Origin of the sequence: Stenotrophomonas terrae (assembly GCF_001431465.1) — a bacterium.
GTDB lineage: Bacteria > Pseudomonadota > Gammaproteobacteria > Xanthomonadales > Xanthomonadaceae > Stenotrophomonas > Stenotrophomonas terrae.
In genome coordinates this window covers 36,470-52,971 of the sequence record NZ_LDJJ01000041.1, presented here as the reverse complement: position 1 = coordinate 52,971, position 16,502 = coordinate 36,470, and the positions used below count along the sequence as shown (strand labels likewise).

Sequence of the window (16,502 nt, the reverse complement as noted above, 5' to 3'; positions counted from 1 at the left end):
TACATCCGGCGGCCGGTCTGTGCCATTCTTTGTCCGGACATTGTTGTAGTGGCATGCGTTCCCCGTTCACCCTTTCGCAACAGGTGTGCCGATGAAACGTTTCTACCCGTGGCTGATCTGCATCGTGGCCATGCTGATGCTGGCGATCTCCAATGGCATGACCATGACCGGGATCACCGCCTTCGACCCGTCACTGCTGGATGAATTCGGCTGGAGCCGTGGCCAGCTCAAGTTCCGCGACATGTTCAATCTGCTGCTGGCGGCGCTGATGTCGCCTTTTGTCGGCGCGCTGATCGACCGCATCGGGGTACGCAGCCTGGCCTTGTTTGGCAGCCTGTTGCTGGCGGCACTGTATGCGGCCTACTCGCAGGTGCATTCCATCGCCCATGTCTATCTGATTCATGTCGGCTTCGCCGCGGTGGTGGTGAGCAGTGGTTTGAGCGTGGCGGTGATCATGGTCTCGCAGTGGTTCCAGACCCGCCGTGGCACCGCGCTGGGCATCGCCCTGGTCGGCAGCAGCCTGGGCGGCATGCTGGTGCCCAAGATCATCATCGCCCTGCTGCCCGAGCATGGCTGGCGCGGCAGTTTCCTGTTGATGGCGGTGATACCGGTGGCGCTGTTCGTGCTGTGCCTGGCACTGGTGCGTTCGCCCGACGGCAAGGGGCTGCGCCGCTGGGGCGAGGGCCAGGCAAGCAACAACGCCGGCCCGGGCTGTTGCAGCAGCCTGCCCGACCTCAGCTATGGGCAGGCATTGCGCACGCGCACGTTCTGGGCGTTGGCGGTGGTGGCGGTGACCACGTTCTGGGGAATCATGTCCTTGTCCTCGCACCTGATCCTCAATATGAAGGATCTGGGCTTCAGCGGTGAGCAGGCGGGCAACGGCATGTTCCTGTTGTTTGGGTTGGGCATGGTCGGCAAGTTCCTGTTCGGCTTCCTGGCCGACGTGACCACGGCCAAGAAGGTGTTCGTCTGCAACGTGGCCTTGATGGCGGTGGGCGCGGTGATCATCGCACTGCAGCACCGCGACCTGCTGTGGACCGGGCTGATCGTGATGGGGCTGGGCTGGGGTGGCCTGTACGCGATCCTGCAGCTGCAGATCGTCGAGGCATTCGGGCTCAGCGCCGCCGGCAAGATCCTCGGCACCATCTCCCTGATGGATGCCACCTCGGCTGGTCTGGGGATCTGGCTGACTGCGGTGATGTTCGATCACTTCGGCAACTACCACGTTGCCTTCACCGTGATCGCGGTGCTGGTGGCGATTGGCCTGCTGGCCTCGTTCTTTGTACGCGATGAGCGGCGCCTGGCGTTTGCTGCTTCGGTAGGTGAGGGCGAAGGCGCGAGTGCGTCAGAGCCGGATTCCCCGGTTGTGCGCGGATTGGTTTGAGTGTTTGGTCGCGGCAGCGCTGCCCCTGTTGTGGGAGCGGCGTAAGCCGCGAAGCTGGCATTGCTGAAGTTGCGGATCGTTATGTCACCTGATGATGTGGTTGCTTCGCGGCTTACGCCGCTCCCACAAAAAAAAGCAGCTGTCAGCGCAGCGGGGACCGCGAGCTGTCTGTAGGAGCGGCGTCAGCCGCGAAGCTGAAATTGCTGAATTTGCCGGTAGTTGTGCAATCTGATGATGTGCGGGCTTCGCGGCCGACGCCGCTCCTACAGCGGCCATGGCATCGTGCGGGGCTACACAACACCAAAGGCCCGCTTGCGCGAGCCTTTGGTGTTCACAGCATGCAGCGCAACTCAGAACGGTTTGAGCTTGCCCAGCACCATGATCGCCAGGATGATCATCCAGATGCACAGCACCGGGATCTTCACCCGCGCCACCAGTTGCTTGAGTGATTGCTGGTCGGCATCGCTGGCGGTACCGGTGACCACCTTGCCGAACAGCGGGCCGAATGGTCGCAGCTGGATGCGTACCAGCAGGCCCATGCTGATGATGCCGGCGAACAGGATCAGCTTGGCGCCCAGCCAGCGGTTCTGCGCGATGTAGCCGCCATCGCTCAGGGCATCGATACCGGCCGCGACACAGCCCACCAGCACCAGCAGGCGCAGGTAGAAATCGACGCGGGCGATGCGCAGTCCTGCCGCGGAGTGTTCCTTGATGAAGGCCGCCCAGGCCAGGCCCAACCAGGCCAGGGTGCCCAGCCATACCAGCCACAACCAGCCATCCAGCGGCAGCAGGCCGGCTTTGCTGGCGATGGTCAGGCCGGTGCCCAGGGCCATGATCAGGCAAGTACGCGGAATCATGTCCAGCAGCATCATCGCCTTGGCCGAAAACAGGCGCACCGGCAGCGGCTGCGCCGGGTCGGCGATCTTGCCGGCGATGTAGAACACGCCCAGGTCACCGCCCAGCCAGTAGCCGCCGATCAACAGGTGCAACAACAACAGCAATTGGTAATCCATCGTGTTCTCCAAAAGACATCGCTCCCGGTTGGGAGCATCGTTATCCGTAAAAAAACATCGCTCCCGGTTGGGAGCGATGGGTGCAGCAAACAGCTCGGGCTTACCAGAAGCGGTACTTGAACTCGACGCCGTAGGTGCGCGGCACGTTCGGATAGATCACGCCGATGCCAAGACCGGCGATATCGAAGCCACCGGTGGAGGAGAACTCATTGCTCAGGTTCTTGCCCCAGGCCGCCACCGACCAGTTGGCGTCACGCGGCTCGTAGGAGATGCGCGCGTTGTACTCGGTATTGGCGCGGGTCATGATCAACCGCGAGGTGTCCTGGTTCTGGTAGTACTCGTCGGTGTGGCGGGCCTGCGCGCTGAACACCAGGTCGGCATCGCCGACCGGCTGCACGTAGGTGCCGGCCAGGGTCCACTGCATGTCCGGCGAGCTCTTCATCGAGCGGCCGTTGAAGTAGGCGGCGTTGACCGCCGCATAGTCCTTGTACTCGCCGTCGATGGTGCCGATGCTGGCGTCCACGCGCAGCTTGCTGGTCAGCTGTGCCTGCGCTTCAACTTCGAAACCCTGGATCAGCGCACCGGTGGCGTTGGTCATCACGAACACGCCGTCCGAGTTCACCGCGGTGAGCTGGATGCCGTCGTAGTCCAGACGGTAGTAATCGGCATTCAAGCGCAGGCGGTTGTCCCACAGCGTCGACTTCACGCCGACTTCGTACGCCCGCAGCGTTTCCGCATCCACCGGAGTGACGGTGGCATAAGTGGTGCCACGGCCGTTGAAGCCGCCGCTCTTGAAGCCGGTGGTGACGCTGGCATAACCCATCACGTTGTCGCTGAAGTCATAGGACAGCAGCACTTTCCAGTCTGGGCGGTTCCAGCTCTTTTCCAGCGCCTTGTTGTAGTTCGGGTCGCCGTTGGCCTTCACCGAGCGTACCGAGAAGTCCTTGTTTTCGTAGCTGTAGCGGCCGCCCAGGGTCAGGGTCAACTTGTCGGTGAACTTGTAATTGCCCTGCGCGTAGACCGCATAGGCCGACGTATCCTGCTCGACGAAGTTGGTGCCGCCGCGGGTGAAGATGTCATTGCGGGTTGGCTGGTTGTTGTGCTCCCAGAACGCGAACACACCGGCCACCCAGCTGAAGGGGCCGTCCAGCTGTGAGGTGAACTGCGCTTCGTAGCCCTTCTGGTTCTGCTTCTGGTCCTGCTCCAGGTGGTAACGCATCTGGTCGGTGCCATCCACGTCCATGTAGAAGTGATGGTCCAGCGTGCGGTAGTGCAGGATGCTGCGCCAGGAGAACGCGCCGAAGTCGGTTTCGTTGGTCAAGGCCACGCCGAACTGATCCAGATCGTTGATGCCGCGCGTATCGGTTTCGGTCTTGTAATAGCTGCCCAGCTTGGGCGATACGGTGTCGGTTGCCACGTCCAGCGCTACCGGCGTGCCCCAGGCCGGGGTGGAGCGTTCGCGCAGGCGGTCGATGCTCAGCGTGGCATAGGACGACTCGCCCCAGGTGCTGGCAAGCGACAGCCGCCCGGCCAGCACGTTCTGGTCGTTGACCCAGCGGTCGTTGGTGATGTCATGCATGATGCCGTCGCGGTTGCGGCTCAATACCGCCGCCGACACGTCCAGGGTTTCACCGATGCGGGTGGCGAACATCGCACGGCCATCCACGCGGCCGAAGTTGCCGATGCTGCCATCGAAGCTGAGCTTGTCCTCACCGGTCGGCTTCTTGGAGATGTAGCGGATGGCGCCGCCGGTGGCATTGCGGCCATACAGCGTGCCCTGCGGGCCACGCAGCACTTCGATGCGGTCCACGTCGTAGAGGTCGAGCATGGCGCCGTTCTGGCGGGCGATATAGACATCGTCGATGTACAGCGCCACGGCCGGGTCGTTGGTGAACATCGATTCGTCGGCACCAACGCCGCGCATGATGATCTTGGCGCCCGAGCTGGTGCCGGTGTTCTGCTCGATGATGATGTTGGGGGTGGTGAACTTGATGTCATCCACGCGCTTGATCTGCATGCGGTCCAATGCCGGGCCGCTGATCACGCTCATGCTGAGCGGTGTTTTCTGGATCTGTTCTTCGCGACGCTGGGCGGTCACGCTGACCTGGTCCAGCTGCACGGCTTCTTTCTCGGACGACTGGGCGTAGGCATCGCCGCTGCCGATGGCCGTCATGATCGCAACAGTTAAAGCACTCCGGTACAGAACATCTTTCATGACTCGCCTCGTAGCGTGATGAAGGAAAAGCTCGTTCGGGTGGGGCAAGCATCGCTATATAGATATATCAATGCTTCCTAATGAGTATTCCGCCATTTGTCCGGACAATCAACCGTACTATTGCAGGTTTTTTACGCCGCGTGCTTGAGCCCAGAATCATGTGCATCTGCCTGAAATACCTGGGTTTGCAGAAAGTGAATGGGGTGTTTTGTTTGTCTTATAGGTTTGGTTGATAAGTCATTTGCGGGTATTTGCTGCAGTTGCAGCACATTTAGTCGGAGGCATTAATTCGGGGGCACATCCGATGCCGACACAATTGATTTATTGATATAACAATAATCATCAAGGTCGCCGTGGGCATGCCGATGTCGAACGCAACAACCAGCCGCCGCCAGTTCATCCGCATCGGTGAGCGCAGCGTCCATTACCGCCATGCAGGGCAGGGCCCGGTGCTGATGCTGCTGCATCAATCACCACAGAATTCGCGCATGTGGCTGCAGATGATCGAGCGCTTTGCCGATCGCTATACGGTGATAGCGCCGGATACACCGGGCTTTGGTTATTCCGATGCGCTGGCCGATGCAGCGCCGGGCATCGATCGTTTTGCCGAGGCAACGCTGGAGCTTGCCGATGCACTCGGCATCGAGCGCTTTGCCTTGTTCGGCATGCACACCGGCGGTCTGATCGGCATGCATCTGGCCTGGATTGCACCGCAGCGTCTGCACTGCCTGATCATCGATGGCTATGCCTTGTTCAACGATGCCGAACGCGCGCGTTACACCGGCCGCTACCTGCCGCCGTTCGCGCCGAGCTGGGATGGTGGACACCTGCGTTGGTTGTGGTCACGCATGCGTGAGCAGCTGTACTTCTTCCCATGGTGTGATCCATCCGCAGACTGCGCGATCGCGCTGCAGCCCTATGACGCACTGGGCACGCATGATGCAGCGATGGACATCCTCGATGTCGGCGACAACTACCGCAGTGGTTACGGTGCAGCTTTCCGCTATACCGAGCGGCAGCGCGTGGGTGAGCTGCGTTGCCCGAGCTGGCTGATCTATCGCCACGACGATGTACTGCTGAGCCATCGGCAGCGCCTGCCAGCCTTGCCGGACAACGTGATCAGTGTGGAGGAGCCCGATGGTGTGGAAGGGCTGCATCGGCGCATGGATGCCATCCTGCAGCAGGCCACGTCGCTGCCAGCAACACCGGTGGCGCTGGCCGCACGCGAGTTGCCCGGTTGGTCACGGCGCATCGTCGATACGCCGGTAGGTGAAGTGGCAGCGTGGTTGCAACGTGGCAGCGACGAAGTCGTGCTGCATATCCATGCGCCGGGCCAGGCACCGTCGCCGGCAGGCAGCTTGTCGGTGGAGCCACGCACCCAGATCGCCATCGAACTTCCCGGCCATGCCGGTTCGGCGGAGATCAGCGCGCCGCTCAACGCAGACACCATGCAGGCAGCTTTGCGTGCGGTGATTGATCAGCTGGCAGCAGGCCAGGCCATCGCCGTGCATGCACATGAAGCGGCGGTGGCTTATGTTCCGGCGCTCGCAGACTGGTTGGGCACCCGTCTGACCGAAGTGGTGCTGCACAAGCCATGGCTGCTGCAGCCCGACGAATGCGAAACGCTGCTGGCGCGCTTGCCTGATCCGCGCATCCACGCCGCCGGTGGGCATATGGCCGAAGCCTGGCAATGGGAGCGCGAGCGTCATCTGCTATGGCCGTGGCTGCAGCCCAGCGCAGCTGCGCGGCGCATGGTGGCCGCGCCGGATACCGCGCAGGTACACGCCAATGTGGTCGAGCTGTTGCGCATCGGCGCGCAGCTGCCGGAGCTGTTCAAGGGCGTCGCGGTGGCTGGCAGCGATCAGCAACTACTGGCACTGCAGGTACCGGTGACGCTGCATGCCCAGCCAGAGGACGATTACCAGGGGCGTACCGCGGCATTGGCGGCGCAGCTGGCAACACGCTGAGCGGGTCCAAGGCAGCCGCGTTGCAGCGGCTGCCTTGTGTTGGCATCACGCCGGTTGCAAAAGCTCCAGCTGTTCGCCATCGGGGCCGAGCAGTGTGGCGATGCGGCAGTGGCCGAAGCCGGGCACGTCGAGTTCGGCACGTGCAATCAACTGCGCGCCCAGCTGCTGCAACTGGGCGACATCGGCGTCCAATGCATCGCTGAGCATGGTGGCCGAGAGAATGCCGATATTCGGCGGTACCGCGAGATCGCGCAGCGGTGCATCCGGCAGATGCTCCATGTCCAGGTAGGCAAACATTTCCACGCGACCGGGCACGATGTGCCCATCCTTGATCAGGTTGACGTTGTGGATGCGCACCGGCCGGTCGGTGCCCAGCAGGGTCTGCAGCTCGGGGAAGTCGAGTACACGGTCGAACAAAACCTCGAAGCCCAGCGCCTTGTAGAAGGCCACCGAGCGCGCCACGTCACGTGTGGCCAGGGCAATCGTCTGCACCACGCTGACATCGGTATTGAGCGGGCCGCGCAGGTCGCCGCCGCGTTCATAGGAGAACACGTCCAGGCGGATGCCATCGGGATCGTCGTTGATCGAGTCGCGTACCGCGACTTCCTCGCTGACTTCCCAATAGCTGGGCTCGTGCGCACTGCTGCCGCCGGCTGTCTTGATCGCCTGCATGGTCGCCAAGGCATCGCGGCAACGGAAGTTGAGTGCGTAGTAGCCGCTGCCGTTGTACAGATTGTCGGCATTCCACAGCCGTTGGCCGGGCGCATCGAAGGCCACCAGGCGGATCCGACCGAGGCCGGAATCATCCGGGGCGATGACCGCGTATTCGCCTTGCAGCGCAGGATCGAAACGCCATAGCGGCGCGAGCTCGGCAGACAGTGCGCCGCGTGCTTGCACGCGGTAGCCAAGTGCATTTTCATAGAAGGCGCAGGCTCGCTGCAGATCGCTTACGCCAAGGGTGACAGCCTTCACTTCGGACAACATGCCGGACTCCTGTTACAGGAACGTGGAAAGGTCATACCTGTTCCGATCCTGCAATATGTCCGGACAAATTGTCCAGTGCACCTCAACTGTAGTGCCGAGCCATGCTCGGCAGAGGTTTTACCAGGGAAGGCCTCATGCCGAGCATGGCTCGGCACTACATGACCTGCCTGCCTTCAGTCGTGGCCGCCGGCGTCCACATCCAGCGTCATCTGATAGGTGAACTGATCCGGGCGGTACTGCACGCTCAGCAGGTCGACCATGTTGCCGTCGCCGTCATAGGAGCGGCGCTCCAGCGCCAGCAGGGCAGTGCCGGGCTCCACCTTCAGGTGCAGGGCGGCAATCGCGTCGGCGTTGACCGCCGACAGCACCTGCTCCACCTGCTTGATCTGGATACCGGCGGCCTGGAACAGCTGCAGCCGTGAGCTGTTGGCCAGCTTGGCTTCGTTGAAGTCCGGGTGATCGGTATTGGTCCAGCTGTTGTAGTAGCCGAACGGGGTATCGCCGCGCAGGCGCAGGCGGATGGCGTGCACCAGCACATCGCGCGGGCCGGTATCGAACAAGGCCCGGATCGGCTCCGGTGGCACCGCACGGCGGTACTGCAGCAGCTGCACCTTGGTGTGCTCGGCCAGTACCTCCAGGCTCTCCAGCAGCCCGGTCAGCGGGCTGTGCATGGGCTTGGGGCGGGAGCGGTGGATGACGTGGGTGCCCTTGCCGCGACGGCGCTCCACTAGGCCCTCGGCAGCCAGCTCGTCCAGCGCCCGCTTGGCGGTGATGCGCGACACGCCAAAGCCGTCGGCCAGGTCGAACTCGGTGGGAATGCGGGCGCCGCGCGGGATCTCGCCATTGAGGATGCGGTCGCGCAGCAGGCTGAACATCTGGTGGTAAAGCGGCGTCGGCAAGTCGTTACGCAGCAGCTTGTGCGCGTTGGCACTCAATAGTGTGGCCAGTGTGTCTTGGGACATCTCGCTTCACCCTCCTTTGGCTTAATGCTATAACGATAGAACAAATAGGATAGGCCATGATCACTGAAGAAACCGTGATTTGCTGGAGCCGTGACGGCGCGCTCGCCCGCATCGACATCCAACGACCCGACAAGCGCAACGCCCTGGCTACCCGCCACTGGGCAGCGATCGAAACCGCACTGGATGCCATTGCCGCCAGTGATGCCCAGATCGTGGTGGTGTCGGGCGTGCCGGGGGCGTTCAGTGCCGGCGCCGATATCGACGAACTCGGTCAGCTGCTCACCGCTCCGGAGGCCTTTGCCGCCAACAGCGCCCAGGTGCAACGCACCCAGCTCAAACTGCAACGCTTGCCGCAGACCACGCTGGCCGTCATCGACGGTGCCTGCGTGGGCGGCGGCCTTGGCCTGGCCCTGGCCTGCGACCTGCGGCTGGCCAGCAGCCGCAGCCGCTTCGCTATCACCCCAGCCAAGCTCGGTTTAGTTTACAGCGCCGATGACAGTCGCCGGTTGCTCAACACGGTCGGCATGGCCCGTGCCCGCGAAATGCTGCTCACCGGCCGTCTGCTCGATGCCGCCACCGCGCTGGACTGGGGGCTGGTCAACCAGCTGGCCGGCGAGGAGGGCATCGAGGAGCTGCAACAGGCACAGGTACAGCAGTTGCTGGCCACCTCCGGCCAGGCCCGCCGCGCCATCAAGACCGTACTCGGTCATCTGGGCGGCGATGCCAGCATTTCGCTGGCGCAGGCCGATGCCGCCTTCAACGCTGCCTTCAGCAGCAGCGACTTTGTCGAAGGCGCCGCCGCCTTCCTGCAAAAGCGCGCGCCGCGCTTCAGTTGAGAGCCTCATGTCCGCTTATCTGATCATCGAAGCGCATATCACCGACCCGCAGGGTTTTGCCGCCTATGCCTGCGCCACCCCGGAAGTCGCTGCCCGCTATGGCGGCCAGTACCTGGTGATGGGCGGCGCGCAACAGAGCCTGGAAGGCGAGCATGCGCCGGCCCGCACCGTGATCTCGCACTGGCCGGACCGTGCCGCTGCGCTGGCGTTCTGGCACAGCGCCGAATACGCCGCGATCAAGCCGCTGCGGGCCGGTACCGGCACTTTCCGCGTGCTGCTGGCCGACGGTGCGCAGATCCAGATCCTCCCCGACACCGCAACCGAAGGTAAGGTTCCATGATCGATGCTTATCGTGCGTTGGCGCTGCAGACCACCTGTCGCGCCATCAACAGCTGCACCACGCCGGAAGACGCGGCTGCCGCCGTGGCCGACAATATCGAACGTGTCGGCCGGCAGATCCGCGCCTCCAAGGCCTTCATCGGCGCCGACCTGAAGCTGGTGGTGCTGCCGGAATATTTCGCCACCAGCTATCCGCTGGGCGATACCATCCCGGGCTGGGCGGCCAAGGGTTGCTTTGCGATGGACGGCGCCGAGTACGAACAGCTCGGTCGCATCGCCCAGGACAATGGCGTTTACCTGTGCTCCAACGCCTACGAGCGTGACCCGAACTTCCCCGGGCTGTACTTCCAGTCCTCGGTGATCCTGGATGACAGCGGCAACCAGATCCTGCGCTACCGCCGGCTGATTTCCTTGTATGCGCCAAGCCCGCACGATGTCTGGGATCGTTACCTCGATGTCTATGGCGTGGACGGCGTGTTCCCCGTTGCACGCACGCCGATCGGGCGCTTGTCGTGCATCGCCTCCGAAGAAATCCTCTATCCGGAAATCGCGCGCGCGATGGGCCTGCGTGGTGCCGAGGTATTCCTGCACTCCACCAGCGAAGTCGGCAGCCCGGAACTGACCCCGAAGGACATCGCCAAGCGCGCCCGCGCGCTGGAGAACATGGCCTATATGGTCTCGGCCAATACGGCCGGCATCAGTGGTGTCGATATTCCCCTGGGCAGTGCTGATGGCATGAGCAAGATCGTCGATGACCAGGGCCGCGTGCTGTCGGCAGCCGGCACCGGTGAATCGATGGCGGCCTATGCCGATCTGGACATCGCCGGGCTGCGCCGTCGCCGCCTGCGCCCGGGCATGGGCAATTTCCTGTCGCGCTTGCCGCAGGCCGCGATCAATGCCGGGCTGGCCAGCACCGCCTTGAAAGCCAATGCGCTGCTGGACGGCGACACGCTGAAGATTCCGCAGCGGGCGGATTTCGCCGCCCGCCAGAAAGCCACCCTTGATGCACTGCTGAGCGCCGGAGTTATAGGCAATGACTGAAGCCACCACGCTGCCGCTGCGCAATCCGCGCACCGGCCAATCCGACGGCGAGCTGCCGATCACCGCAGCCGCTGACGTCGCTGCGCTGGGCGCCGGCCTGCGCGTGGCACAGCTGGGCTGGGCCGAACGCAGCATCGAGGAGCGCTGTGCGCGCTTGAATGCCCTGGCCGATGCCCTGGTTGCACGCCGCGACGGCTTTCTTGATGCCCTGCTGGCCGATACCGGCCGCTGGCACGAGTCGCAGATCGAAGTGGATGGCACGGTGGGCGCGATCCGCCGCTGGGCGCAGCAGGCTGCCGCCTGTCTGCTGGAAAAGCCCGCGCAGCAGGAAGCCATCCCCTTCATCCAGAGCCAGCAGACCTGGGTGCCTTATGCCGTGGTCGGGGTGATCAGCCCGTGGAATTTCCCGCTGATGCTGACCTTGATCGATGCGGTGCCGGCACTGGCTGCCGGTTGCAGCATCCTGGCCAAACCCAGCGAAGTCACCTCGCGTTTCGTGCCCTTGCTGCGTGATGCGCTGGAAGAAGCGGGGCTGGGGGAGGTGTTCAAGCTGGTCACCGGCGCCGGTGCCACCGGCCAGGCAGTGATCGAGGCCAGTGACCAGATCTGCTTCACCGGCTCGGTCGCCACCGGCCGCAAGGTCGGCGAAGCCTGCGCGCGACGTTTCATTCCGGCCTCGCTGGAACTGGGCGGCAAGGACCCGGCGCTGGTGTTGTCCGATGCCAATATCGAGAATGCTGCACGCGCCTTGGCATGGGGCAGCTTCGTCAACGGCGGCCAGAGCTGCATGTCGATCGAGCGCGTCTATGTGGAAGCGTCCGTGGCCGATGCCTTCATCACCGCATTGGTGAAAGAAGCCGCCGCACTGGAACTGGCGTGGCCGGACCCGAAGCGGGGCCAGATCGGTCCGGTGATCGCCGCATCGCAGGTGGAGTTGGTACGCGGGCAGTTGGCCGACGCCAAGGCCAAGGGCGCGCGTGCACTGACCGGTGGCGAGCTGATCGATCATGGCGGCATCTGGTGCCCGCCGACGGTGCTGGTGGATGTCACCGATGAGATGGCGGTGGTCGCCGATGAAAGCTTTGCCAGCGTCTTGCCGGTGATGGTGGTGGCCGATGAGGCCGAGGCCATTGCCCGCGCCAACAATACCGAGTTCGGCCTGTCGGCCGCGGTGTTCACGCAGAGCCCGGAGCGCGCGCAGCGTGTTGCGCGTCAGCTGCAGGCCGGTGGCATCTCGATCAACGATGCGTGTTTGACCGGCATGGTGCAGACCGCTGAAAAGCAGAGCTTCAAGTTGTCAGGCATGGGCGGCTCACGCATGGGCACCGCCTCGATCCGGCGCTTTGTTCGCGCCCGTGCCTTGCTGATCAATACCGGTAGTGCATCGCCATGGTGGTTCCCAGCAGCGTGACGCGCTGCTTCAGCACACCAGTACGAACTGGCTGAGGAAAATACCGAAGCCCAGCATCCACAGTGCCAGCATCGCCGGGATGCTGGCGATGCGCAGCAGCCAGCGTGGGCGCCGCTGCGCATGGCGGGTGGTGCGGAAGATCAACAGCATCAACACCACGCCGCCAATCACGAACAGCGCGAAGATCGCCCAGCCCAGCAGCCAGAACGCGGTGGATTTGCTGGATTCATGCGGGCATTGGGTCATGGCCATGGCCAGCGGCGAGGCTGCGTAGAGGGCAATGGCGAGCAGGGACCGGGGCAATCCCGGTGCAGCAAATGGCATGTGGACGATTCCCCCGATGGATGCGTCAGGCCTTGATCCTGCCACAACTTGCGTTCAGAGCCCCAATACGCCCGGATTCATGCGCCGCTGCGGATCCAGCACCTGCTTGATGTCGCGCAGCAGCTGCGCGGGCGGATCTTCCAGTTCGGACAGGAAGGGATAGGTGCGGCCAATCTGGTTGGATGCACCGCCCATCTGCGCGAACAAGGCGCAGGTCCGCTGCCGCAGCTGCGCGACCAGGGCGCGCGCATCCGGGTTGTCGTCCCCCGGTGCGAGCATCTGCAAGCGTGCCGGTGGCAGTGCGGCAGCATGCAGGGGCTGCCAGCTGTCCTGCCAATGAAACACCGCTTCGAAACTGAAGCTGTAGTTGCACAGCGCCGAGCAGAGATAGGTGACCCGCACACCGCATCGTTCGATGGCGGTGCTGTGTGCTGCGATCAATTGCTGATGTGCGCGGATCAGCGCGGATGCGCGTGAATGCGCCACCTTCACATTCAACGCTGCCCAGCGGCTGCCATTGGCACCGAGCACTGCATCGAGGCCGGGGAAGGGATCGGCGCGGGCAATGCGCGGCACGGTCGCAGCGATATCGATACCGCCGTGCTGATGTGCCAGCGCCTGCGCGCAGGCCAGATCATGTGCAACCGCAGCGGCGCAGTTGCCAGCCGCCACCAGGTGCAGGCTGAAGGCGTTGTCGGGAACAAGCTGGCGGCCAGCCTTGGCCATGCCGATCAGCGCCCTGTACTTGCCGCGCAGGCCGGATGCGCTGTTGAACACCTGCCGCAGCGCTCGCAACGCAGCGCGCAGGCTGCGGTCACGTTCGGCATTGGCGGCCACCGCACCGGCATCGAGCACATAGGCTTCCTCGGCTAGACCGGCGCGGGCAACCGCTGACAGCGCCCGCGCAGCTGCCTCGAAATCAGCGAAAGCGAACGAGGCGTAGCCGCTATGCGCGGGCAGTGGAATCAAACGGAATGCAGCGCGGGTCTTGATGCCGAAGGCGCCACCGTCGTGCATGAACAAGCCGGTGGTGTCGGGCCCGAAATTGCGGAATACCGGCTCCGCATCCGCCTTCAACGCCCATTGCCCGGTGCGCAGCAGGGTGCCATCGGCGCTGACGACTTCAACGCCGAGCACGTTGTCGGCGGCGGATCCGTAACGCGCGCTGCCGAAGAACAGCGCGCCATGGCTGAGGCCTCCGCCGATGCTGGCACCCGCGCCGGAGAAGGTGCCGAAGTAGGGCAGGCGCAGGCCCAGCGGCGTAAGTGCGTCGTACAGCTGCTTCCAGCTCACGCCTGCCTGTGCCACCACGTACATGTCTTCGGCGCTGATGTGCTCGATGCGATCCAACGCCGACAGATCGACCAGCACGCTGCCGCTGTCTTCGCATAGATAGCCGCCGGTATAGCTCAGGCCGCCGCCACGCGGGACCACCGACAGACCGACGGCGGTGATCCGTGCGACCGCCTGCGCCAGCGCCGCGCTGTCGCCGGGGCGGATCACCGCCAATGGCAGCGGCCCGCTGCTGTACAGATCACCTGCCATCAGCTGCAGAGTGGCTGCATCGCACAGCACGGCGTCCTCACCCAGCATGGCGCGCAGCTCGGCCAGCAGCGTGCTGTGATCGCTGAGGCTCATGTCGGCTTGAATACGCTGACAGCGACGATCGCGGCGATGAACAGCCACAGCACGCCCAGCACCGAAGTTGCCTTCACGTAAGTGCGGCGGATGATGGCGTTCGTAACTTCGGTCGGTCCTTCCTGCGCCATCACTTTCCAGGTGCGGAAGTGGCTGATCAGCGCCAGGCGGATGCCGACGCCCGATGCCATCACGCCGGCATACAGCGCCAGCTTCAGGCGCAGCCACAGTGGCATCTCCCAGCTGCCGCCGAGCAAGCCGGTAGCCAGCGCGACCAGCAGGGCCATGAAGACATAGCGCGAGCCGCGGTCAATCGCGCCCAGGGTGGCGCCGATGCGGCTGTGGCGCAGCCGATGCACCGCTTCGACAAACCCCAGCCACAGCACGCACAGCAGGCCGGCGATGCTGGCGGTGGTTTCAGCGCCGGGGATCAGGCCGTACAGCGCGGCCAGCGAGAAGCCCAAGCCAGCCTGCAGCACCAGCGCGTAGCGCACATGCTGGTCCACGTGCATCACGTGCTCCATCAGCCGGTTGCGCTCGGCGAAGGGGATATGGCTGCCGTAGGAGACATAGCGGTAGGTGCTGTTGATCACCAGCTCCGAGCCCAGCCAATAGCCGAGCACGGTGATATGTGCCACCAGCAGGATCTGCAGCAACATCTCAGTGCTCCACCACGGTGTAACTGCTCAGTTCGTAGGCGGTCTGCATGTAGCCGGTGACGGTGGCGCGCAGCACGATGTAGTGCTCGTCGGCGGTCACCCACAGATCGTAGTCGGGGTGTTCCTCCGGCATGCCGACATCGAGGATGCGGAAGTGGCGGGCCTTGAAGCGGCCGGCGATCACCTCGATTTCTTCCTCGCCCACGTACTCGATGGCCAGCTGCACCGGGAAGATCATCGGCCCGGTGGCGCCGCGGTGATCCGGCGAGGACAGCAGCATGAAGAAGCTCTGCTTGCCCGGCCCCTGCGACAGGTCATACAAGGACATCGCATAGGCATCGTTGATGATGGCGTGGTTGCCGAAGGCCAGCAGCGGTGACTGCAATGGAAAGCGCTGCGAGACCCGGCCTTCGACCGTGGTGCTGGATTCGCACTGTGCTTCGGTCGGGCTGAAGCTGAACCAGCCCGAGCCACGGAACTGGCCGCCCACGGCAATGCGTACGAAGCACTCGCGCGGCAGGTTGTCCGCATCCACGCGCAGGTTGACGTCGCGCACTACTGGCGGCGCATCGTCGATCTCGCAGTGTGCGGCCAGTACCCGCGAACCATCGCGGTGCACGTCGAGCTGGAAGTTCTCGCGGCCGCGTTCGGCGCCCTGGCGGTGACTCTGGTTGCTGGTGTACTGGATGGTGCCGCTGATGGAACGGGCGATGCCGGTCATGCCGTGGTCTCCTCGGGAAGCGGGTCGATCTGCAGGATGCTCACCGGCACGTGGTCCGGGTCGTAGACGATCATTTCGCGGTACAGGCCCGCCGGCGAACGCGTGCTGGCCACACGCTTGGGATAGGCCAGCGGTGGTGTCAGGAAGCGATGGCCGGCCGCGCTGAGCGCGGCGTGCAGTGCATCAAATCGATCGGTGGACAGCACCAATGCGCTCTGCCCATGAGCCGGTTTGCCCAATGGCGGGCTGAGCGCTTCAAGCGGTGTCTGGCTGATTTCGAACAGGCCGACGATGACCGCTGCATCCGCGTCGGCCGCCAGCAGCGCGATGCGCATGCGGCAGGCCGGCAGTTGCAGCAGGCCGCCGGCCATTGCGCCTTCCAGGGTCTTTTCCTCGACAACCACCAGCCCCAGTGCATCGCGATAGAAGCCGAGCGATGCATCCAGGTCACGACAGAACACGGTGAAGCGTTCGAACTGAAGTTTCATGCCACTCCTCGTTGCTGCGCAGGGCAGCAACGGCAGCGGTATCCGCAGCCGCACTGCCACGGAGAGAAAATCAGGGGGCTGACAGGTACTCGATCAGCGCCTGCCGACGTGCCGGGTCCGGCACCGCGATGACCATGCGCGTGCCCGGCACAAGCTTCGATGGCGCGGTGAGATAGGCATCCAGTTGCTTGGCATCCCAGCTGATGTCGCTGGCCTTCAGCGCCGGCGAATAGTCGAAGCCCGGATTGCTGCCGGCCTTGCGTCCAACCAGATTGTGCAGATTGGGGCCCATGCGCTGTGGCGCAGCGGCATCGCGGCTGTGGCAGGCCGTGCACATGGCGAAGGCCTGCTCGCCGCTGATCGCGGGTGCAGCGGGGGCAGCTTCTGGTGCAGCAGCTGCAGCCGGTGCAGTTGCCTGGCTTGCAGCAGGCGTCGCGACGGCGGCTGGAACGGGTTCGGCCTGCTTGCTGCAGCCCACGACAAGCAGGGCGGCGGCGAGTATCAACAAAGAGCGCATGAC

General features: G+C 64.0%; 16 protein-coding genes. 6 read left to right on the top strand and 10 right to left on the bottom strand.

Going from position 1 to position 16,502, the window contains the following annotated elements:
* Nucleotides 1-91: 91 nt before the first annotated feature.
* Nucleotides 92-1,384, top strand: a complete 1,293-nt coding sequence (locus ABB27_RS12780) for an MFS transporter (RefSeq protein ID WP_057629171.1) — start codon at nucleotides 92-94, stop codon at nucleotides 1,382-1,384.
* A gap of 350 nt (nucleotides 1,385-1,734) precedes the next feature.
* Here ABB27_RS12780 and ABB27_RS12775 read toward each other — a convergent pair whose 3' ends face one another.
* Together ABB27_RS12775 and ABB27_RS12770 are read right to left on the bottom strand one after the other, a co-directional pair.
* The gene (locus ABB27_RS12775; RefSeq protein WP_057629170.1) at nucleotides 1,735-2,397 is read right to left on the bottom strand and encodes a hypothetical protein; all 663 of its coding nucleotides are present in this window, start codon (nucleotides 2,395-2,397) and stop codon (nucleotides 1,735-1,737) included.
* Nucleotides 2,398-2,497: 100 nt separating this feature from the next.
* Nucleotides 2,498-4,612: a TonB-dependent receptor gene (locus tag ABB27_RS12770; RefSeq protein WP_083491299.1), complete on the bottom strand. Its 2,115-nt coding sequence runs from the start codon at nucleotides 4,610-4,612 to the stop codon at nucleotides 2,498-2,500.
* A gap of 365 nt (nucleotides 4,613-4,977) precedes the next feature.
* Between ABB27_RS12770 and ABB27_RS12765 the strand changes: the two genes are divergently transcribed.
* Nucleotides 4,978-6,579: an alpha/beta fold hydrolase gene (locus tag ABB27_RS12765; protein WP_161809649.1), complete on the top strand. Its 1,602-nt coding sequence runs from the start codon at nucleotides 4,978-4,980 to the stop codon at nucleotides 6,577-6,579.
* A gap of 45 nt (nucleotides 6,580-6,624) precedes the next feature.
* Here the strand turns inward: ABB27_RS12765 and ABB27_RS12760 are convergent, their stop codons facing one another.
* Nucleotides 6,625-7,563: a VOC family protein gene (locus ABB27_RS12760; protein WP_057629167.1), complete on the bottom strand. Its 939-nt coding sequence runs from the start codon at nucleotides 7,561-7,563 to the stop codon at nucleotides 6,625-6,627.
* Between the two features lie 173 nt (nucleotides 7,564-7,736).
* Entirely contained in the window at nucleotides 7,737-8,525 is a 789-nt protein-coding gene (locus tag ABB27_RS12755) for a GntR family transcriptional regulator (RefSeq protein ID WP_057629166.1), read from the bottom strand.
* 56 nt (nucleotides 8,526-8,581) lie between these two features.
* Here ABB27_RS12755 and ABB27_RS12750 point away from each other — a divergent pair, with 56 nt between their 5' ends.
* From ABB27_RS12750 to ABB27_RS12735, 4 genes are read left to right on the top strand one after another with little or no spacing between them, the layout of a single operon-like run.
* The gene (locus tag ABB27_RS12750) at nucleotides 8,582-9,361 is read left to right on the top strand and encodes an enoyl-CoA hydratase/isomerase family protein (RefSeq protein WP_057629165.1); all 780 of its coding nucleotides are present in this window, start codon (nucleotides 8,582-8,584) and stop codon (nucleotides 9,359-9,361) included.
* A 7-nt stretch (nucleotides 9,362-9,368) separates the two neighbouring features.
* Entirely contained in the window at nucleotides 9,369-9,701 is a 333-nt protein-coding gene (locus ABB27_RS12745; RefSeq protein ID WP_057629164.1) for a DUF1330 domain-containing protein, read from the top strand.
* Nucleotides 9,698-10,741, top strand: coding sequence for a nitrilase-related carbon-nitrogen hydrolase (locus ABB27_RS12740; protein WP_057629163.1), 1,044 nt, complete (start codon nucleotides 9,698-9,700; stop codon nucleotides 10,739-10,741). Before ABB27_RS12745 ends, ABB27_RS12740 begins: the two co-directional genes overlap by 4 nt.
* The gene (locus tag ABB27_RS12735; RefSeq protein WP_057629162.1) at nucleotides 10,734-12,152 is read left to right on the top strand and encodes an aldehyde dehydrogenase family protein; all 1,419 of its coding nucleotides are present in this window, start codon (nucleotides 10,734-10,736) and stop codon (nucleotides 12,150-12,152) included. The genes ABB27_RS12740 and ABB27_RS12735 overlap by 8 nt, the downstream gene beginning before the upstream one ends.
* 9 nt (nucleotides 12,153-12,161) lie before the next feature.
* Here ABB27_RS12735 and ABB27_RS12730 read toward each other — a convergent pair whose 3' ends face one another.
* The 6 genes from ABB27_RS12730 to ABB27_RS12705 form a co-directional block, all read right to left on the bottom strand.
* Nucleotides 12,162-12,455 (bottom strand): resistance to Congo red protein, encoded by a 294-nt coding sequence (locus ABB27_RS12730; protein ID WP_152984564.1) that lies wholly within the window; start codon nucleotides 12,453-12,455, stop codon nucleotides 12,162-12,164.
* Nucleotides 12,456-12,530: 75 nt separating this feature from the next.
* Nucleotides 12,531-14,114, bottom strand: a complete 1,584-nt coding sequence (locus tag ABB27_RS12725) for an FAD-binding oxidoreductase (protein WP_057629160.1) — start codon at nucleotides 14,112-14,114, stop codon at nucleotides 12,531-12,533.
* Nucleotides 14,111-14,773 (bottom strand): hypothetical protein, encoded by a 663-nt coding sequence (locus tag ABB27_RS12720; RefSeq protein WP_057629159.1) that lies wholly within the window; start codon nucleotides 14,771-14,773, stop codon nucleotides 14,111-14,113. The genes ABB27_RS12725 and ABB27_RS12720 overlap by 4 nt, the downstream gene beginning before the upstream one ends.
* Nucleotide 14,774: 1 nt before the next feature.
* Nucleotides 14,775-15,494, bottom strand: a complete 720-nt coding sequence (locus ABB27_RS12715) for a DUF3108 domain-containing protein (protein WP_057629158.1) — start codon at nucleotides 15,492-15,494, stop codon at nucleotides 14,775-14,777.
* Nucleotides 15,491-15,982 carry a VOC family protein gene (locus ABB27_RS12710; protein ID WP_057629157.1) on the bottom strand — a complete coding sequence of 164 codons (492 nt, stop codon included), beginning with the start codon at nucleotides 15,980-15,982 and terminating at the stop codon, nucleotides 15,491-15,493. Before ABB27_RS12710 ends, ABB27_RS12715 begins: the two co-directional genes overlap by 4 nt.
* A gap of 70 nt (nucleotides 15,983-16,052) precedes the next feature.
* Nucleotides 16,053-16,499, bottom strand: coding sequence for a c-type cytochrome (locus tag ABB27_RS12705; RefSeq protein WP_083491298.1), 447 nt, complete (start codon nucleotides 16,497-16,499; stop codon nucleotides 16,053-16,055).
* Nucleotides 16,500-16,502 lie beyond the last annotated feature (3 nt).